A 19,369-nucleotide genomic window follows, 5' to 3' on the forward strand; every position below is an offset into this window, starting at 1 on the left:
TAGGAACTCAAGATGGATAACGTAAATTTAAAACGTCATATTTCAGGACAATTTAACTCTGAGTTAGAAGGGATCCGTAACCATGTATTGTTAATGGGTGGCTTGGTTGAAAAACAATTGGGCGATGCAATCACTGCTATTAGCACCATGGATGTGAGCCTAGCTGAAGATGTATTGAAAAACGATCGCAAAGTGAATACTTATGAAGTCGCGATTGATGAAGAATGTACGCGTATTATTGCCAAGCGTCAGCCTGCGGCAGGTGATTTACGTTTAATCTTCGCTATTTCTAAAACGGTAACCGATTTAGAGCGTATTGGTGACAGCGCTAAAATGCTGGCTAAAGTGGCGCTTGAAAAGAAATCTTCGAACCAAGGCGGCTTATTAGTGAGTTTGGAAAACCTTGGACGCCAATGTGTCACCATGCTTCACGATGTGCTTGATTGTTTTGCTCGTATGGATGTGGATTCTGCTTTTGATGTGCATCGCACTGACAACTTAATCGACGCACAATATGAAAGCTTGATGCGAGAATTAATGACTTACATGATGGAAGATCCACGTGCGATCCCAAGCATCATGGAAGTGATGTGGGCAGCACGTGCATTAGAGCGTGTTGGTGATAGAGCACAAAATATCGCTGAATACGTTATTTACTTTATTAAAGGTAAAGATATTCGTCATTTAGATGACGAAGAGATTGCTCAACTTCGCTAGCCTTACCCTCCCATAAATTGAGTGTCTATGACAAAATAGACACTCAATAATGTATTTTCCCCAACTCTGTACTACGCTTAATGACATCACAACACTGTGAGTTCAGGATGTAGGGGCGTATGAATTTACTGGTAAAAATCTCGTGGATAAAAAATAAAAAGCCATTTTTCACATTACTACTCATCATTACTATCGCATTATCTGCGATCACTCTTTATTTTAACCAATTGCATAAAAGACTTATTGAGCACAGTACCATTGAAAGCGCTCAACGGTATGCGGAAGTATTAACTGAATTTCGCAGCATTTACACAACCCAAGTAGTATCTCGATTAGCAACCAGTAATATTGACGTTAGCTATGATTACAATCTCAAGCATCATAGCATTCCATTACCAGCGACATTTACTATGTTGTTAGGAGCTTCGGTTAACAATCGCCACAAAGACGTAGGAATTCGCCTTTATAGCCCTTACCCTTTTCCGTGGCGGAAAAACGCCGGTGGGATAGTAGATGATTTTGGGCGACGCGTATGGAATGAGTTATCTATTAGCGACACTAAAATAGTGACTGAATTCGAAGACGTTAATGGTATACCGCATGTTCGTTTAGCAATGGCCGATGTGATGAGGGCGGAATGTGTAGATTGTCATAATACCCACCCGCAATCACCTAAAGCAGATTGGAAAGTTGGTGATCTGAGAGGAATTCTCGAAGTCACTATGCCAATGAATACTAGTGTCTTAATGGCCGATTCAATCGTATCGACCATGGCTATTTTAGTGGCTGGTTTGTTGCTAATTGCATTATTTGGTGGCAGTTATCTCATTCTTCTCCAGAGCAAGCACCAAATTGAAAAGATGAAAAATGATGAGCTGCTTAGCCAGTTCAAAGAGTCACAGAAAATGGCTGAACTTGGGGGCATGGTGGCATCAACTACTCACGAAGTTGCAACGCCATTAGGTAATGTTAATTTAGCACTAGACCATCATTTATTAAACACTGAAAGTATCAATTTAGCCGTACAAAGCAATACGCTGAAACATTCTCAGCTGTCGGGATATTTAGAAGATTCAATCAAGACCGTCAACATGTGTTTATCCAACAATTCGCGCGCTAGCAAGCTCATTGAGAGTTTCAAACACATTGCTGTCAACCAATGTAATAACGAGAAGTTAACGGTAAATTTAGCGAACTATATTAACGATATCTTACTCACCAATAAGCCAACAATAAAACAGTATCAGCATGACATTATAGTTAGAGTCGCACTAGATATTGAAGTTACCTGTTATGCTGGTGGCTTAGCTCAGGTGATTACTAATCTGATTAATAATGCGCTGATTCATGCCTTTGAAGAAAAGCATGGCGGCACCATTAATATTACCGCGTGGCAAGACGTTGATTTTTGGTTTGTTGAAGTGGCTGATAACGGTAAGGGGCTGTCGGAACCGATGCAAGACAAAGTATTTGAACCCTACTTCACAACTAGACTAGGCCAAGGCGGTTCAGGTTTAGGTCTATCAATTTGCAAAGAGATCGTTGAACTTGAGCTAGGGGGGGATCTCACAATAAATAGTGAACTAGAGCAGGGCACTACATTTACACTTTCAATAAAATCATCAGTGAATGCCTAACGATTTTAGCCATCCATAGACAACTTTCGCTAATGTTTTCTCTTCACTATATGTTGGTTTTAAATGTTGACGATAACTTGTTTTTTTAGCTTTTAAGCTTAAGCGTTTACGCATTTTCATTTGCATATCAATTTTTGAATTCGACAAATGATAAATATCTAATAGCGGCATTTTAATTTGTACCAGTTGTCTGGAGAGTTGTTCGATAGTTGCTGGATACATTTGTGGCTGATTATCATAAAGCGCGCTATTGGCATCAATGACAACAACAGCATTGAGCGGACGAAGATGCTGTTGAATTAAGGCATTAGATAAGTAGGCGACTTGTCGACCCTGTATAACAAGGATGATGTTCTTAGATTCTGCGGCGGCCATCTTATGGGCGCTATTGATACGCTCGATGAGCGCTTTTGTATAAGGGGCTGCATCAACAGGGGAAGTCATTGCAGGGCTACTCATAGTCTCTTTGGAATCTACAGGCGTTTTTTCTTCGGCGTTCTCAGCTGTTGCTGCCGCGAATAGTTCTAAACTTGGCGCGTTAATCGTAATGGAAGAAAAGCCATAATTATTAATCGTTGTACGAAGAGGCTCAATATCTAAGCTGTAATTAATTGGTGCTGATAAATCACTGACAAAAATTGCAACACCGCGATGCTTGGCGGCAAGGTAATCACGCTTTAATGCCAAAAACTTGCCGCTTTCCCCAGTTAACCATGTCACTTCTTCTTGAGGCAGTATCATCGCCAGTGATTCTTCATTGCTCATTTGTGGCATCATTTTCTTATCTTTCATCACCGTTTCTGCCATTTTCTTAGTAGCGTCAGTATTGGCGGTCGCGTGAGCTGACGACGTCACTAAACCAATAACAGTAATGAAAGTAATAAACAAAGCGTTGTTAAATGGCCGATGCATAAGAGTCTCAATGTAATAAGAAGGCGATTTTGTTATCTAAATAGGGTGCAAGTTAACATTGGCACAAAGCAATGAGTATGCCAATCAAAATGGACACGGCGTTGTGAAAGACATTGGTTGCTCAGTGATTGGATGCTTGATACTTAACGTGTATGCATGGAGACATAAACGAGGTGCTAATGGGTGTGCATCGGGCTTACCGTAAAAGCGATCCCCTAAAATTGGATGGCCTATTTGTTGCATATGTACTCGTAATTGATGAGAGCGGCCAGTAATTGGCGTAAGCTCCACCATAGTAGCGTTAGCTGTTTTGCTCAGTACTTTCCAATGAGTTAGTGATGGTTTTCCAACGTCATGATCGACCATTTGCAAAGGACGGTTCGGCCAATCACAAATTAATGGTAGGTCAACGGAACCTGCATCATTGTCAGGATGCCCAAGAACGTTAGCTAAATAAGTCTTTTGCGTGGTACGTTGTTGGAATTGACGGGATATACCGCTTTGCGCTGCTTTATTAAGTGCAAAGAGCATGATGCCAGAAGTATCCATATCCAGACGATGGACGATTAAAGCGGTTGGTAACACGCGCATTAGACGCAGCGTAACACTGTCCCGGTGGATTAATTCGCGTCCGGGGACTGATAATAAGCCGCTTGGTTTGTTAACAACGACAATATCGTCATCTTGATACACAATATCAAGCCATGGAGTAGTAGGTGGGTTGTAAACAAAGGCCACGGTATTTCCTAATGCGAGCAGACAAATTTAAAGGCGCTATTGTAACGATATTTTGAAATAAGAGTATGTTTGATGCAAACTTTTGTGATGAAATGACATTGTACTAATTGAGAACAAGCAACGAGTTGAAAATGAAGAAAATATTTCTAAGTGCATTAATCGCTATTAATACGGCTACCATCAGTAGCGCGGCATTTGCAGCCGAAGAAGAAGGTGTGATCCAACTTTACACTCAACGTGAGTTATTGGCACTCATCGCTAAGAACTCGCATTTACAACAAGTTCGCAAAGATGATTGTCAGTTGGTTGAGGATATTAAAGCCCGTGCTGAAATTGTAAAACTGCCAAGTTATCAATTTTTATATGGCGATATGCTGGCTTATGGTGTTTGTGTTCCAGAGGATGCTGACTACGGTGTTTATATGATGGAACAGAGTGCTCACCAAGGGCTTGTTGAAGCTATTGAGCAATTAGGACGTTATTATCATATCGGAAAGTTTTTCCAAAAAGATTTGAAACGAGCTCTGCGTTATTTAACGGAAGCTGCGAGTTTAGGGAGCTTAAAGGCTCAGCTTAGATTAGTTGAAATACTCGGAAACGAGCAGGGCAGTCCTCGAGATTATGAAAATGCCTATCACTGGCTCTATAACTCAATTATTGCGGACGATGAAGAGCGTTTAAAAGCAGAGATGTTATTAGAGAGACTTGCTAAATTAATGCCTGAAAGAGTTATTAGAAAAGCGCAGCGACCACTCATTAGATAGGGTCTGTTGAACTTTGTGGTTTCAAATTTTGTTCAATCTAAAAGGGTTTTGGGCACATGTTCATTGTTCCAGACTGAACATAAGCACCCACATCCTTGTGGGCGAGGCATGAGGATTGATGCTGGGTTTACCCCAGTGAATGACGAATAACGTGGCACAAAATACATTAAGGTGAACCCTACCGGCAGCATTTGTTTGTTATTTCTACGGCGTTATCGCCTATTCGTGTATTGCTACAGGGATGTAGCTCATACCAATTATATTAAGTAAGTGATCTTGTTGTGCGTAGAGAAAATCAGCTAAAACAAGGCGCTCGATTGACTAATAGCTGGCTATTAGGATTGAGAGCAACGCCATTTTAGTTAATTTTAACAAGTACAAGTGGGCAAATATTTAATGCAATTGGTATCATTAGGATAATGCAGGAGCTATTATCGAGCCAGCTACACCACATAGGCTCTGCCTTGTAGAAACCCCAAACAAATTGCTGCAAAAATGAACTCAAAAGATCAACAGACCCTAGTCATACTCTTTATTGGCGTCAGTGGACTGTTCATGATTGCACGTCCTGCCACGTACAATCGTGATTACTCCCCTCGATTTTCTCAATCAAAAGAGAAGTTAATGACAAAAGGACACTGGCGTATCATAGGATACTTGTTAGTTGTCATACTCTTCTCTATTTTCGAATTGATTAGCGATTAAACTCCTAGCTTTACTCTACGGAAAATACCTTGTTTGTAGACGCGTTGTCATTTTCCCAGAACTCATAGCGTGGGTTTTCAACATCATCTAGATACCAAATCGTCATCACTAGTCGGTTCTGATCGTTGGCTACATGTAACTGAGTATTGTAGTTCCCCGCTAAGGAAGTGCGTAGGAGGCAGCTATTGTAATTAACTGCTACCTGACCTTGTTCATTTGTGAAATCGCTGCACACTGATAAGTAGACATTGCGCTGCTGCGCGTTTGTATAACGAACGTTGACTTCATACTCTTGCTTGATCTCAAAGTTCGATGCAACAACGAGTTCGGCGGTTGTGTCATAAACTGCGTTAGGATCCGGTGCTGACACAGGTGTCGGTGTTGGCACTGGCGTAGGCGATGGCGTCGGCACTGGAGTTGGAGATGGAGCCGGCACAGGTGATGGTGCTGGCGCCGGTGAGGTACTACCTCCACCGCCACCTCCGCATGCAAACAACGTTAAACTACTTACTAATGCTATTGTTGTATTTAAGCGTTTCATACCTTGCTCCTTATTGATTGAAAACATTTTTAATTGTACTTTTTTCAACGGTAAACCAGTCTGTCTTTTCACTACCCGATGAGGTGACATAGCCATGAAAATCAGGGTAAGCGAACTTTATATCCATGTATTCCAATGGATGTTGCCATTGATAAGGAATATTAATTGCCCAAGGCATACCATTAGCATTGATGAAGTATTCACCGTTAGTTGCGTTTGACGCGTCATCACCACGATTTAAAAAGTTTGCTTGAAAAGCTTCTGTTGGTGCTTGATTCTTCAAATGAATTTCAAATCGACGTTCTGGTGCTTCACCGAATAAATAATTTCTTTCATGACCTTGTGACGCGAAAATAAAGGGATCATAAGGGAAATTAGCGATATTTGTTTTATCGACATTGGCAGTCATTGGGATCTCAATGGCAAATGTCATTTGAATGTTTGAGCCACAACCCGCTTCTGTTCGATAGTATTTGCAATCTTCGCCGGCTGTTACAAAATCCCATAAATCATCGGCAATTATAAATATCGCTTCTATTCGATTGCTTTCTAATGCTGAGGTTGTCTGCTCTACGCCATTAATTTTAAAACTCATTCGGTTGGTATCGATTTGATTTCTCAACAAGCCAGGTATTCTGAAAGCAAAGCCATTGTGATAAGAGGCACCTATTGCAACGATTTCACCCTCGATCTTAATGCGCATTAGCGTTCCTTCAACGTCAAAAGCAGATAGGCGGTAATGGACGACAAGATCGTTCATGTCATAGTCGCCAACTAATGGCCAGTTATCTTCAAATGCTAAAGTTGCCCATGAATCAATAGACGGGTAATAATTAGCCGTTACATTCTGCTGTGCAATGTCAACTTTGTAATCTTCAACCTCGCCATCAGCCACACCACCAACAGGTGTTAGTTCTGCTTGGGAGCTCAATCTAAATCGCGACCATGTTGTTCCTGATTCACTCCAAGTCGGAACATCATAGGCGACTATATTGCTACCTGCAGAAACCGATTTTTCTGACACAATTTTTTCATCGTTATCAAATTCGCCACTTTTGTCACCGTCTAACCACGCATTAACAAAGCCATCGGCAGATGCCGTTATTTCTACAATTGCTGTTTTCCCTGCCTCAATACCTGTGGCAAATTGAATGCCGTCATTGTCATTAATGTCAGAGCCATCATCGGCATAAGCATTCGGCTCCGTTGTTACAGCGTTACCTAAAAATAGTGTGCCGTCGCCAACATCATGTCGTGCACCATTATTGTTGATACTTGAACCGTAAGAATCAGGTGCATCACCAAAATCAGTAGTAGGTGATTCAAGAGACACGATAGGTGCGAGAGCACAACGTGCGCCATCGTTATTGCTGGATGACGGGCCATAAGCAAAAAATTCAGCGACAGGATAGTTCCAATTGGTATTAATTCTGAATATGTAACCATCACTGTTTCGACTGATATATAGATTGCCTGTGACATCAAAATAAACGGCGCCGAAGGTACCAGATTGGCCGACATTGCTCAGTGTTTCAGACGTGCCGGATTGAACATCTATTTTTAAGAGATTCCCCCAGCGATCGACAGAATAGGCAAACCCGTTACTAGGATGAAACGCTAAATCATAAATGGCGTGATTTAATACACTGCCATTGACGACTTTGGTCATTTGTAAATAATCTGGCGCGCTTTCATCGAGTGGAATACGAAAAAGGCCATAATCGTTGCCGGGGCGATAAAGATAATAAACGTTTTCGGCAACGGCGATATCGCCGACATAAAATCCTTTATTAGGCATGTCTTCTACAGGAATAACAGTAAGCTGATAATTACTATCTAATTTAACGATTGTTCCGTAATAATAATTGAATGCATACAGATATCTATCGTGCACATTAAACGCCAAAGCGTTCATTTTTTCTTGTCCCCAATCGGTTGGCGAAATTTTTTCATAAAACCCTGTTGCTAGTTGAACACCATACAAATTAGCTATTTTATCTTGCACCAGAAATGCTTCAGTTGGGCAATCCGTAAACGGTGTTGCTTGAGTATTGGCTGCGCCAACAACCGCTGAAATAAGCACTAAGCCTTGAAAAGCTCTGTTTTTTATAAGATTAGACATAATGGTGTAATCCTTCGCATGAGTTAAAGAATAACTGTAAGAGAGCAACTAGTACGCCAGAAAGGGAATTTATAATAATTTCAATTGGTTATTGTTAGCGTTGACGTTTTTGTCTACATGGTTTTCTATTTAGCAATGCATATTGAAAATAGAGTTTTCATTATGAGTGATTAACTTGTTGTTCAAAGCAGGTATAATTCTACCAATTGAAATTTAGGAAATAACCATGGCTCGTTTTACTGTGCTTGGCACCGCTGACATTCCCAATCAACAAGGTCAATTGCGCCTACTATCGCGTAATGATGAATTCACTATTAAAATTGCCGGTGTACCAGGTGATTTGATGAATAGCCGAATGCATGCTTCTGAAGATGCGCTAGCAACACTTGCTTGTAACAAAATAAAATCACAACCAAAACCACAGGTTCTTATCGGTGGGTTAGGCATGGGATTTACGTTGCGCTCAGCACTGGATTCACTCAACAAAGAGGCCACGGTGACTGTTGCTGAACTAATTAGTGAAGTCGTGGAGTGGAATAAAGGTGAACTTGGTCAATTAACAAATCATCCTGTTAATGATCCGCGGACTAAAATTCATGTTGGTGATGTGGGAGAAGTGTTGCGTCAGGCAAGCAGTCAGTTTGATGCCATTTTACTTGATGTCGATAACGGACCAGAAGGTCATACGTCTGAAGATAATGGTTGGATATATACGCCGGCAGGGCTTAAGGCCGCTAAAAGCGCATTACGACCAGGTGGAATCGTAGCCTATTGGTCTGCAGGTATTGATAGTGCGTTCACCACTAGACTCGTTAAAGCTGGGTTTAAAACTAAGCCAGTCACAGTGCGAGCTCATACCAATGGTAAGGGAGCTCGTCACGTTATTTGGCTAGCATGGTAGACTCTATCTTTACTCGATAAATGAGCGTGCTAAAGTTGAGTAACCTCGATACAAATTATTTTTTCTGTTAAAACAATATGATGCCAATGAAGTTTCAGAAAGGATTCACGTTAATCGAGCTAGTGATTGTTATCATTATCTTAGGCATACTTGCGGTTACGGCCGCGCCTAAGTTTATCAATGTGTCTAAAGAAGCTCGCATTGCAACGCTCAATGGATTATCCGGGACTTTTCGTTCCAGTGTCCAGCTGATTCATGCAAAAGCGCAGATCAAAAACTTGGTCAATTTATCAGGGTATCAAGATTTAGATTATAACGGCTCACCTATTACCATTCGTTATGGTTACTTTGCCTATCACCCGACATTTTCTCGTGTTGCAGCTGATGTGACGCTCATTCTAGATATCGACTTGGACAACGATTGGGACTCAACATTTGAACCAGGAGGAACAGCGGGGGCACATCGCTCAAGAATATCTCCCAAAGGGATTAATGAAGCGACAAACCAAGGTGCAATAGGACAAATTAGCCGCTGCTATGTCGAGTGTGTATTACCAACCACCGCCGGGCATCACCTACTTTTAATATTGATGAAGATTGTTAGAGAGCATAAAAAGAAGCTTCATTGCTACATAAGAGGAACCTAATGAATTCTCGTATTGTCCACAGTAGTACGACATCTCATTAAGGATATAAAGATGAACCACAAACCACCTATCAAGAAAACTTACACGCCTGTTGAAGAACTCATAGAAATGCAAACCGAATTGGCATTAGTTGACTCGATGCTTCAATCGAAAACGCTGACGATTATGCTTATTTTAGGCACGACTTCATTCGCTGTTTTTATGTATTTTCTGTTTAACGTTGCTAGTTGAAATAGAAAATTGTGGCATTGTTTACAAATACTTAAAATATCTCAGGATAAATGATTCATTTTTAGGCAGCGTACTATAAATCTGTTATACTGCCGCCAATTTTTTAATAATGACGAAAATGAATGTCTAAAAACTTCTCAGCGGATCAAGATCCTCATTTTGAGCGCGAACAGCAAAAATACGAAAACCCTATCGCAAGCCGCGAATTAATCCTCGAACTGCTTAAAAATTCTGATGCACCACTAAAGCGTGAACAGATAGCGCAAGCCTTTGATATTACGGAAGAAGAACCTTTAGAAGGTTTGCGTCGCCGTTTGCGTGCGATGGAGCGTGATGGTCAGGCCGTTTATATCCGTAACGGTAGTTACGGTTTACCGGAACGTATGGATTTAATGCGCGGTAAAATTATTGGTCACCGTGATGGTTTTGGCTTTTTCCGTCCAGATGAAGGCGGCAAAGACTTATTTGTTGACCAAAAACAAATGCACACTGTATTTCATGGTGACACTGTATTAGCCCAACACAGTACGTTTGGTCGCGGTAAACGCGATGCGCGTATTGTTCGTGTGGTTGAATTTGGCAAAACGGAATATGTAGGTCGCTTCTTTGTCGATGGTGATATTTCGTTTGTTGTGCCTGATGAAGCACGTATCGCGCAAGATATTATCATTCCAAATGATCAAGTGAATGGCGCTCGTAACGGCCAAGTGGTTGTTGTTACCATCACTAAGCGCCCATCACGCCATCAAAGCCCACTGGGCATTGTGTCGAAAATTATGGGTGATGAGATGGATCCAGGCATGGAAATCGAGATGGCATTGCGCAATCACGATTTGCCACACGAGTTCTCACAAGCGGTGCTTGATGAAATTAGTGGCTTGTCTGAAGAAGTGCCTGAAGAAGCGAAGCAAGGCCGTGAAGATTTACGCCATTTACCATTAGTAACTATTGATGGTGAAGACGCACGCGATTTTGATGATGCCGTTTATTGTGAAAGTAAGAAAAGCGGTGGCTGGCGCTTATGGGTCGCAATTGCTGATGTAAGCAGTTACGTTGCTAAAGGCAGCGCACTTGACGAAGAAGCGATAGCTCGTGGTAATTCTGTTTACTTTCCTGGCAACGTTATTCCAATGTTACCTGAGATTTTATCAAACGGTTTGTGTTCGTTAAATCCACACGTTGATCGTTTATGTATGGTTTGTGAAATGACCATCAGTGATGCGGGTAACTTGTCTGGTGCTAAGTTTTATCCAGCCGTAATGAATTCACACGCCCGTTTCACGTATACAAAAGTTGCAGCTATTTTAGATGGTGATAAAGCATTACGTGAAGAATATAGCGAGCGTGTTCCTGAACTAGAAGAACTTCATAAGTTATATACCGCTCTAAATAGCAGACGTTTAGAACGTGGTGCTATTGCTTTTGAAAGCAGTGAAACTCAGTTTGTTTTCAATGAGCAGCGCAAGATTGAAAATATCGTACCGCTTGTTCGAAATGATGCACACAAGATGATTGAAGAGTGCATGATTTTAGCCAATGTTGCATCGGCTAAATTTGTTGAAAAGCACGAAGGTAACGCTCTATTTAGGGTGCATGATTTACCGGGTGATGAGAAGTTAATGAACTTCCGCGCATTTTTAGGTGAATTAGGTTTAGAACTGACTGGTGGCGATAAGCCTCAGCCAAAGCACTATGCACAACTGCTTGAGATTGTTAAAACTCGCGATGACAGTGAACTGATTCAAATTATGCTGCTTCGTTCAATGAAACAAGCGGTTTATGCACCAGAGAATGAAGGTCATTTTGGTTTAGCATTAAGTAACTACAGTCACTTTACGTCGCCAATTCGCCGTTATCCTGATTTGATTTTGCATCGCACTATCAAGTCGCTATTGGTTAAGCAGAAGAAACTAGCTAAAGCACAAGGCAAGAAAATTGGCGCCCATGTTTATGAAGCGTCTGATATGTCAGAGCTAGGTGTTCATTGTTCGATGACTGAACGCCGCGCCGATGATGCTACCCGTGATGTAAGCGACTGGCTCAAGTGTGAATACATGCTTGAACACGTTGGCGACAGCTTCGCAGGAACTATCGCTACTGTCACTAGTTTTGGTTGTTTTGTTCGCTTAGACGATATCAATATTGAAGGTTTGCTGCACATTAGCGCATTGCCAGAAGACTATTACCATTTTGATCAAGTGAACGCACGATTGGTTGCCGAGCATTCAAATGTGACTTATCACATGGGTGATCGTATTGAGGTTAAAGTTGCCTCAGTAAATCTTGATGAAAAGAAAATCGATTTAACACTTAACTCTTTTGAGCCTAAGAAACGTCGTAGTTCTCGCCGCAGTGGTGATGAAAAGTCATCAAAGCCGAATAAGCGTAGTTCAGGTAAGAAAGATACTAGAAAAGACGATAATAAATCAGGTGCTAAAGGCACCAAGAAAAGTGGTGCTTCAAAACCGCGTGCTGGTAAAAACAGCCGTAGTAAAAAGCCATCAGCCAAACCAAGCAGCAAGAGTAATGAGAAGTAATGAGTAAACACGATTTATTATTCGGTATTCACAGTATTGAAGCCGTATTAAACAACGAACCTGAGCGAATTTTAGAAATTTTTGCACTAAAAGGTCGTGATGACGAACGCATGAACAAGGTGATTAGCTTAGCGCGTCGCCACGGCGTGAGTGTGTCATTTGTTGGAAAAAACAAATTGGAAGATCGTGCTGGTGAAGAGTCTCATCAAGGTATTATTGCCAATGTCCGTGCTGCAAGAGTTAAGGCTGAAGCTGATCTTGATGAAATACTAAACAGTACAGAACAGCCGTTTTTGTTGATTCTTGATGGCGTTACAGACCCACATAATTTAGGTGCTTGTATCCGTAGCGCTGATGCCGCTGGTGTTCACGCCGTTATCGTACCTAAAGATAATGCGGCTTCATTAACACCCGTTGTTCGTAAAGTTGCCTGTGGCGCAGCTGAAACAATGCCATTGATTCAAGTGACTAACTTAGCGCGTACAATGCGTGAAGTCCAAGAACGTGGTATTTGGATTTATGGTACCGCCGGCGAAGCGACTCAGGCGTTATATGAAACTAACCTAACGGGTCCTATTGCTATTGTAATGGGCGCTGAAGGCAGTGGCATGCGCCGCTTAACCCGAGAACATTGTGACCATTTAGTATCATTGCCAATGGCGGGTAGCGTTTCAAGTTTAAACGTGTCTGTTACAACCGGTATTTGTTTATTTGAAGTGGTGCGCCAACGCGGTTTATAGAAGTTTAGAATATATTGAAAAGGCTCGTGAATAACGTAATGCCATTCGGTTAAGCTTTCTTAGGCTTGTATCTCAACGGATACCGAGATGGAATGTAAAGCACTGAACGTGAAAACGTTCGGTGCTTTCTCTTGTCGGGCAGGATAAAATGTTTCACATCTTTCCTCATCAGTTGTAGTTTCTTTGGTATCGTCCCGTTCGATGATAACGCCAGCGCTCTGACTTGAGTATCAATGATGCAAATTGCAGCGGTGAAACTTATCATTGTCGGAGATACATCGGCTTCTTTAGCGATGGCTGACATTTCCAGTCGAATAAGGTTATAGCCTAACAACACGCCCCATAGCTCTTGTCTAACCCCTTGTGGAAAACGGCTTCTCAAGGTTATTTCGTTATTCAATTGGCTCGATTTTAATTCTCCAAAACCTTGCTCTATTTCCCATCGTTCCCAATAATACCAATTGCATTAAATATTTGCCCACTTGTACTTGTTAAAATTAACTAAAATGGCGTTGCTCTCAATCCTAATAGCCAGCTATTAGTCAATCGAGCGCCTTGTTTTAGCTGATTTTCTCTACGCACAACAAGATCACTTACTTAATGCAATTGGTATAAATTGACAATAACGTTTCCATCGGTGATGCTTCTGGGTCTGTCAATGAGGTGATAAAACCTTTAATGTCTCCTTTAGGGTGTTGGTAGCAAATCATACGTGCCTGCCAAACATCTGGTAGGTTAGGATTATTCGCACGGGCTTGTGGTGAAACAGGCATTTCGATTAATAAATCATTCTCTGAAAAACGTTCGATGACCTCGTATCGCATGCCTTGTTTTACAGGGATGTGGGTGCTTATGCTCAGTCTGGAACAATGAACATGTGCCAACAATCCTTTTAGGTTGAACAAAATTTGAACTGCAAAGATAAACAGACCCTAGCCGTTGATGCAAGATTACGTATCATCCTAAATCATTCTCCTAAAAATATTAACGCATTCGCATGGCATATTATTCCGGTAACTATTATCTCAATTTTGTTTGTTATCGTTGGTGTTTCAATGAAAACAGGCTGGTTAAATTAGCAATTGTAGTCGTTTAGATCACAGCTTTAATGTTATTGGTAGATATTGTTGTTTAGGCATTGCCCTAGCTGGTCAATTAATCTATAATTCGCGTCCAAATTCGGCTATCCATAATTCCTTGCCCTCATACTGGTCTTGCCGAGCCAAGTACGGGCTAATAAACCGTAAGGAAATATAAATGCGTCATTACGAAATCGTATTTATGGTTCACCCTGATCAGAGTGAACAAGTACCTGCAATGATTGAGCGTTACACTGCGTCTATCAAAGATTCTGGTGGTGAAATTCATCGTCTAGAAGATTGGGGCCGTCGTCAATTAGCATACCCAATCGACAAACTACACAAAGCACACTACGTTCTTATGAATGTTGAAGCTGGTCAAGAAGTAATGGATGAGCTAGAAAGCACTTTCCGTTACAACGATGCTGTGATCCGTAGCCTAGTACTTCGTACTAAAGGCGCTATCACTGAAGCTTCTGACATTGCTAAAGCAAAAGAAGAACGTCGTGAGACTAAACGTCGTGAAGCTCCGGCTAGCGATGAAGCAAATGCTGAGCAACCTGCTGCTGAGTAATTTGACTCTTGTTGGCTGAAAACTCAAGCGTGTTGACCGGTATATTATGTACCAGCCCACGTAAAAAGGTCAGCCCCGCTGGAATTCCTCACACTTATATTGTGATGGACCATCGGTCGCAACAAACTGAAGCTGGTTTCCCTCGGGAAATTTATTGCCGAATGACTGTTGTGATTAGCGGAAAAGAAAATCAAATTACCAACAACAAGTTGGTCAAGGGCAGTAATATCAAGGCAAGTGGTTATCTTGTCTGGCATCAAGGCCGAAATGGCTCGCCAAAAATTGTATTACATGCTCATTCGATTGAATTGATGAATTAGGAGAAATCTCCATGGCACGTTTTTTTAGACGTCGTAAGTTTTGTCGTTTCACCGCTGACGGTGTTGCACAAATTGACTACAAAGATATCGCTACTTTGAAAAACTATATCACTGAAAGTGGTAAAATCGTACCTAGCCGTATTACTGGTACTCGCGCTAAATATCAGCGTCAGCTTGCTGTTGCAATCAAGCGCGCTCGTTACCTAGCTTTACTTCCATACACAGACTTACATCAGTAAGCCGGTTATTGAAATTTTAGGAGAAAGGTAATGCAAGTTATTCTACTTGATAAGATTGCTAAGCTAGGTGAGTTAGGCGATAAAGTATCAGTTAAATCTGGTTTCGCACGTAACTTCCTACTTCCGCAAAAGAAAGCGGTATTTGCTAGCAAAGAAAATGTAGCAAAATTTGAAGAGCGTCGCGCTGAATTAGAAGCTGGTCTAGCTGCTAAATTAGCAACTGCTCAAGCTCGTGGCGAAGCTGTTAGCGCGTTAAACAACGTTGTTATCACTTCTTCAGCCGGCGAAGAAGGTAAACTATTCGGCTCTATCGGTACTCGCGATATCGCTGATGCCGTTACTGCTGCTGGTGCAGAGATTGTTAAAAGTGAAGTTCGTCTTCCAGAAGGCGCTTTACGCCACACTGGTGAGTTCGAAATCGCTATTCACCTTCATACAGAAGTTGATGTTACAGTTACTATCGAAATCGTTGCTGAGTAATCAGTAACCTTTTATAGGTAACAATAGAAAGCCGCGTGATAGCAATATCACGCGGCTTTTTTTGTCTAAAATGTAAAGTAGCGCGTTTTATTTTTTGGCTCAATTCGATTTCGTTGATATTCACGTTTTAGAAAAATGGACACTTAGTTCTTAGATTTATTGGGGTATTGGTGATTTTTGAACGAATATCAATCAATTTAGATCTATTTCGCATCTTTTGCGTGGTGCTAATTGCAGTGATTAGGTAAAAAGTCTAGATTAGTGATATGGACGTAAGTTGATGGGGATTATTTTGCGATTAATAGTATCAATTTTGATTACACTGGCGTGTATGAAAGTGTCAGCAAGTGACATTAATCATCAAAAAGTAAATATTATATTTGCCAGTGAAATGCCTGAAATTCATGGTAATAAAGGACGTTATGCAAAATTGGCAACATTGCTTAAACAGCAACGTCAGGCTGATCGCAATACATTTTTCTTTTTCGGTGGTGACAGTTTAGGACCGAGTATTCTTGCATCATTTGATAAAGGCTCTCATATTATCGATTTACTAAACTCCCTTGAGCCTGATGCGATGGGAGTAAGTAAGCGCGAATTTAGCTTTTATCCTGAAAATCTTTCTTTACGTGCCTACTATGCGACATTTCCAATTGTTGCTACTAATGTCATTGACGCAAAAACGGGCATTGACTTAGATGGAGTAGTGAATAGCACTATTACTGAACAAAATGGTATTACAATCGGATTTATGTCAATTATCGATAATGGTGTTTTGGAAGATTATACCTTCAATCAAATTTCCTTAATTGACCCTCAACAAGCTATAAAAAGAGTAGCAACTGAACTTCGTGAGCAAGGTGCTGAACTTTTGGTATTGCAATATACCGGTTATTACCCGGAAATTAATCAATTACTTGATGATGGAGTCATTGATTTAAGCTTACACAAAGATGAGAGTTACCAAGATGTTGATTATTCGTCTCGAACGTATAATCAGCGTGATGTATTTATCAAGTCACCATCTGGGGTTGCGGTAATTTCATTAATTTTAGATAAAGAAAAACCGTCTAAAATTATTGACTATTCATACGATATTAAAGATTTAGACACTTATGTTCAGGATAAGTCTGTTGCAAAGCAGGTTGCTGGCCATGGAGGAAGATTGAAATCAATATTGTCAGTAGAAATTGGTAAATTTACAGTGCCAATCACGACGAAAAGAGCATTAGTTCGTAGCTCAGAGAACGCCTTTGGTAACTATGTTGCAGATAGTGTTAGAGAGTTCGCGAACGCACAAATTTCAATTATCAATAGTGGTTCTATTCGCGGTGATCTCGATTACTCTGCTGGTAGTCCAATAACGCGTGAAACCATTGCCAATGAATTGCCGTTTCGAGGCATGATTGCGTTAATCGAAGTGAGTGGCGCTACCTTAGTGAGGGCGATGGAGAACGCAGTGAGTGCGCTGGATGTCTATAAAGGCCGATTTGCTCAGATCTCCGGCATGGCAATTGTTTTTGACAGTCGTGAGCCTGTTGGACAACGTATTAAATCGATTAAAGTTAATGGGCAAGATATTAAACTTACCCAAATGTATACAGTAGCCACGACTGATTATTTAGTGTCGGGCGGCGACGGTTATGACGTATTTAAAAGTGTGAAGAAATTAGGTGCGAAGCATTTAGCTATTCGCCTAGTATCAGACATTGTTACCGATAATATTACCCGTGATAAAATGCTATCCCCCAGTGTCGATGGACGTTTAGTTGATATAAAAGCAAAAATTAATGAAAAATAATAAAATGGCGCCATCTGAAAATAAAGGCGATAAACAGCGGTATCGGCCTGTGCATTCGTCACTAAATACAGTATTTACATTGTCTTTTTCAATCGTGCTCGTTCTAAGTGCTATAGTGGCTTTGATCGCGTATGACCGATTAGCTGCATTTGAAGATTTGTTAGATGATACAACGGCTACTTCATTTCCGAAGGTGATGAGCTACGCCAAAATGTACAGTCAAGTGAATGAATTAACTTACGCGACTGATAGTTTTACCATCGCTAACACACAAGGCCAGCGACGAATTGCTTTTGATGATTTAAAAGCAAAAATTTCGGCAATCAGACCGTTAGTTATTGAGCTTGGTAATGCCCAGCGTTCATTAATTCAATTGGATGTTATTGCCCAAGAAATTGAAGCGTTGAATGCGCTAATAGAAGAACGGCTGAGTATTAGTGACCTGTTGAAACAACAGCAACGGACTGTTTATCGTATTCATGACATTGCGATTCATGATGAAGAATTAGCCCATAATGACTTTGCGTATACGGTCAGCAGATTAGTAATAATGGCCGAAAAAGGGCTATCGTTTAAACGCCTCAATCGTATAAAAAATACTTCAAGAATTATCACCAAATTTTATAATCGCTCTATCGAAAAGTTAAACTTTGAAGATTCTCAAAAGCTACTGTTAAGTGATCTTTATGAAGGATTAGTTGGAACTGATGGCGCAATGGCATTGAAAATTCAATCGCTCCGTGTGCTTGGCCGAACGCGCGGACGTGCAGATTTTGTGCGAAACCTAGTGATCGATTATGCCAGATTTGCTGAATACGAGTCTTTTAAGTACAAGGGGACAGTACTTGAAGATATTAAAGACTTTTCGGAGACTGTCGATGTTCAAACTAAAACCTTAGGTAGTGCAGTCATTTGTACCTTTGGCGTTATTATTATTATTGTGTTTTATATTCAGCGTCGTGTGATCAGACGTTTAGTGCTGCTCAATAAAAAAGTGGTTTCACGTTTAGCTGGCGATGCTATTGATTTAAAAGTTGGTGGTAAAGATGAAATTACTGTAATAGCCAAGTCATTTGAAGAGTTTGCTCAAACTATTGAGCGTCAAAAACAAGAACTCTTAAAGTCTTCTCTTACCGATGGTCTAACTAATATTGCTAATCGTCGAGGGCTAGACAAAGCATTTAAAAACTTATTGTTATCTGCTCAGCGGCAAAAATGGCCAATATCGATATTAATGATGGATATTGATAATTTTAAAACCTATAACGATTTTTATGGTCACGTTGCTGGTGACGAATGTCTGCAAAAAATAGCTAGTGCCCTAACATCAGTGATGCGACGCCCTGAAGACTTCGTTGCGCGTTATGGCGGGGAGGAATTTGTTTGTTTATTACCAAATACGCCACTAAAAGGGGCGCAGATTGTCGCAGATTGTATTATAGAGCAGCTTGAGCTCGATAGTATTCCTCATGAACGCAGTGATGTGGCTAAACATGTTACCCTAAGCATTGGTATTGCGGTTTACACCTCAGAGAAAGAAGAGACAAGTGATAGCCTATTAAAGCTCGCTGATACAGCATTGTATCGCGCTAAAAAACACGGCAAGAACCGCTACTCTAATTAAATGGTAGTTACTTCACGTTAATTTCGTCCTGGGCTAAAGTGATATTGTCTCCAATTGTCA

Annotated in this window: 21 protein-coding genes and 1 pseudogene; 16 read left to right on the forward strand and 6 right to left on the reverse strand. The window is 40.9% G+C overall.

The genetic code is table 11. The annotated features are described in order from the left end of the window. Nucleotides 1-12 precede the first annotated feature (12 nt). The gene (gene phoU / locus ACMAZF_RS03085; RefSeq protein WP_435276020.1) at nucleotides 13-717 is read left to right on the forward strand and encodes a phosphate signaling complex protein PhoU; all 705 of its coding nucleotides are present in this window, start codon (nucleotides 13-15) and stop codon (nucleotides 715-717) included. A gap of 119 nt (nucleotides 718-836) precedes the next feature. After that, nucleotides 837-2,354: an ATP-binding protein gene (locus ACMAZF_RS03090; RefSeq protein ID WP_435276021.1), complete on the forward strand. Its 1,518-nt coding sequence runs from the start codon at nucleotides 837-839 to the stop codon at nucleotides 2,352-2,354. Here the strand turns inward: ACMAZF_RS03090 and ACMAZF_RS03095 are convergent. After that, on the reverse strand, nucleotides 2,340-3,266 hold the full coding sequence (locus ACMAZF_RS03095; RefSeq protein ID WP_435276022.1) for a DUF3530 family protein: 927 nt from the start codon (nucleotides 3,264-3,266) through the stop codon (nucleotides 2,340-2,342). The genes ACMAZF_RS03090 and ACMAZF_RS03095 overlap by 15 nt on opposite strands. A gap of 84 nt (nucleotides 3,267-3,350) precedes the next feature. Then, nucleotides 3,351-4,004: a bifunctional tRNA pseudouridine(32) synthase/23S rRNA pseudouridine(746) synthase RluA gene (rluA, locus tag ACMAZF_RS03100; protein WP_435276023.1), complete on the reverse strand. Its 654-nt coding sequence runs from the start codon at nucleotides 4,002-4,004 to the stop codon at nucleotides 3,351-3,353. A 131-nt stretch (nucleotides 4,005-4,135) separates the two neighbouring features. On the opposite strand from rluA, the gene ACMAZF_RS03105 reads away from it, so the two are divergent. Both ACMAZF_RS03105 and ACMAZF_RS03110 read left to right on the forward strand, forming a co-directional pair. Beyond that, nucleotides 4,136-4,768: a tetratricopeptide repeat protein gene (locus ACMAZF_RS03105; RefSeq protein WP_435276024.1), complete on the forward strand. Its 633-nt coding sequence runs from the start codon at nucleotides 4,136-4,138 to the stop codon at nucleotides 4,766-4,768. Nucleotides 4,769-5,263: 495 nt separating this feature from the next. After that, nucleotides 5,264-5,473, forward strand: a complete 210-nt coding sequence (locus tag ACMAZF_RS03110; protein ID WP_435276025.1) for a hypothetical protein — start codon at nucleotides 5,264-5,266, stop codon at nucleotides 5,471-5,473. Nucleotides 5,474-5,483: 10 nt separating this feature from the next. Here the strand turns inward: ACMAZF_RS03110 and ACMAZF_RS03115 are convergent, their stop codons facing one another. Beyond that, entirely contained in the window at nucleotides 5,484-6,014 is a 531-nt protein-coding gene (locus ACMAZF_RS03115) for a hypothetical protein (RefSeq protein WP_435276026.1), read from the reverse strand. 10 nt (nucleotides 6,015-6,024) lie between these two features. After that, nucleotides 6,025-8,136 (reverse strand): LruC domain-containing protein, encoded by a 2,112-nt coding sequence (locus tag ACMAZF_RS03120; protein ID WP_435276027.1) that lies wholly within the window; start codon nucleotides 8,134-8,136, stop codon nucleotides 6,025-6,027. Nucleotides 8,137-8,362: 226 nt separating this feature from the next. On the opposite strand from ACMAZF_RS03120, the gene ACMAZF_RS03125 reads away from it, so the two are divergent. The 5 genes from ACMAZF_RS03125 to rlmB all read left to right on the forward strand — a co-directional run bounded on the left by ACMAZF_RS03125 (nucleotide 8,363) and on the right by rlmB (nucleotide 13,192). Next, nucleotides 8,363-9,037, forward strand: coding sequence for a spermidine synthase (locus ACMAZF_RS03125; protein ID WP_435276028.1), 675 nt, complete (start codon nucleotides 8,363-8,365; stop codon nucleotides 9,035-9,037). Between the two features lie 86 nt (nucleotides 9,038-9,123). Further along, entirely contained in the window at nucleotides 9,124-9,684 is a 561-nt protein-coding gene (locus tag ACMAZF_RS03130; RefSeq protein WP_435276029.1) for a prepilin-type N-terminal cleavage/methylation domain-containing protein, read from the forward strand. Nucleotides 9,685-9,735: 51 nt separating this feature from the next. Beyond that, entirely contained in the window at nucleotides 9,736-9,915 is a 180-nt protein-coding gene (locus ACMAZF_RS03135; RefSeq protein ID WP_435276030.1) for a hypothetical protein, read from the forward strand. 122 nt (nucleotides 9,916-10,037) lie between these two features. Beyond that, complete coding sequence (gene rnr, locus ACMAZF_RS03140; RefSeq protein WP_435276031.1) at nucleotides 10,038-12,452, forward strand: ribonuclease R; 2,415 nt, start codon at nucleotides 10,038-10,040, stop codon at nucleotides 12,450-12,452. Further along, nucleotides 12,452-13,192 (forward strand): 23S rRNA (guanosine(2251)-2'-O)-methyltransferase RlmB, encoded by a 741-nt coding sequence (rlmB, locus tag ACMAZF_RS03145; protein WP_435276032.1) that lies wholly within the window; start codon nucleotides 12,452-12,454, stop codon nucleotides 13,190-13,192. The genes rnr and rlmB overlap by 1 nt, the downstream gene beginning before the upstream one ends. Before the next feature lie 49 nt (nucleotides 13,193-13,241). Here the strand turns inward: rlmB and ACMAZF_RS03150 are convergent. Both ACMAZF_RS03150 and ACMAZF_RS03155 read right to left on the reverse strand, forming a co-directional pair. Beyond that, a pseudogene (locus tag ACMAZF_RS03150) lies at nucleotides 13,242-13,646 on the reverse strand (transposase); the annotation flags it as partial. Between the two features lie 139 nt (nucleotides 13,647-13,785). Further along, complete coding sequence (locus ACMAZF_RS03155) at nucleotides 13,786-14,016, reverse strand: hypothetical protein (RefSeq protein WP_435276033.1); 231 nt, start codon at nucleotides 14,014-14,016, stop codon at nucleotides 13,786-13,788. Between the two features lie 84 nt (nucleotides 14,017-14,100). Between ACMAZF_RS03155 and ACMAZF_RS03160 the strand changes: the two genes are divergently transcribed. The 7 genes from ACMAZF_RS03160 to ACMAZF_RS03190 all read left to right on the forward strand — a co-directional run bounded on the left by ACMAZF_RS03160 (nucleotide 14,101) and on the right by ACMAZF_RS03190 (nucleotide 19,309). Then, on the forward strand, nucleotides 14,101-14,271 hold the full coding sequence (locus ACMAZF_RS03160) for a hypothetical protein (RefSeq protein ID WP_435276034.1): 171 nt from the start codon (nucleotides 14,101-14,103) through the stop codon (nucleotides 14,269-14,271). A 178-nt stretch (nucleotides 14,272-14,449) separates the two neighbouring features. Further along, nucleotides 14,450-14,845: a 30S ribosomal protein S6 gene (gene rpsF / locus ACMAZF_RS03165; protein ID WP_435276035.1), complete on the forward strand. Its 396-nt coding sequence runs from the start codon at nucleotides 14,450-14,452 to the stop codon at nucleotides 14,843-14,845. 11 nt (nucleotides 14,846-14,856) lie between these two features. Continuing rightward, nucleotides 14,857-15,165, forward strand: a complete 309-nt coding sequence (gene priB / locus ACMAZF_RS03170) for a primosomal replication protein N (protein ID WP_435276036.1) — start codon at nucleotides 14,857-14,859, stop codon at nucleotides 15,163-15,165. 11 nt (nucleotides 15,166-15,176) lie between these two features. Next, nucleotides 15,177-15,404 carry a 30S ribosomal protein S18 gene (rpsR, locus tag ACMAZF_RS03175; RefSeq protein WP_435276037.1) on the forward strand — a complete coding sequence of 76 codons (228 nt, stop codon included), beginning with the start codon at nucleotides 15,177-15,179 and terminating at the stop codon, nucleotides 15,402-15,404. Nucleotides 15,405-15,434: 30 nt separating this feature from the next. Beyond that, nucleotides 15,435-15,884, forward strand: a complete 450-nt coding sequence (rplI, locus tag ACMAZF_RS03180; protein ID WP_435276038.1) for a 50S ribosomal protein L9 — start codon at nucleotides 15,435-15,437, stop codon at nucleotides 15,882-15,884. Nucleotides 15,885-16,176: 292 nt separating this feature from the next. Continuing rightward, complete coding sequence (locus ACMAZF_RS03185) at nucleotides 16,177-17,685, forward strand: bifunctional metallophosphatase/5'-nucleotidase (protein ID WP_435276039.1); 1,509 nt, start codon at nucleotides 16,177-16,179, stop codon at nucleotides 17,683-17,685. Next, a complete protein-coding gene (locus tag ACMAZF_RS03190) occupies nucleotides 17,675-19,309 on the forward strand; it encodes a diguanylate cyclase domain-containing protein (RefSeq protein ID WP_435276040.1) in 1,635 nt (544 codons plus the stop codon). The genes ACMAZF_RS03185 and ACMAZF_RS03190 overlap by 11 nt, the downstream gene beginning before the upstream one ends. The last annotated feature ends 60 nt before the right edge of the window (nucleotides 19,310-19,369 follow it).

It is taken from the genome of Psychrobium sp. nBUS_13 (assembly GCF_051201665.1).
Lineage (GTDB): Bacteria > Pseudomonadota > Gammaproteobacteria > Enterobacterales > Psychrobiaceae > Psychrobium.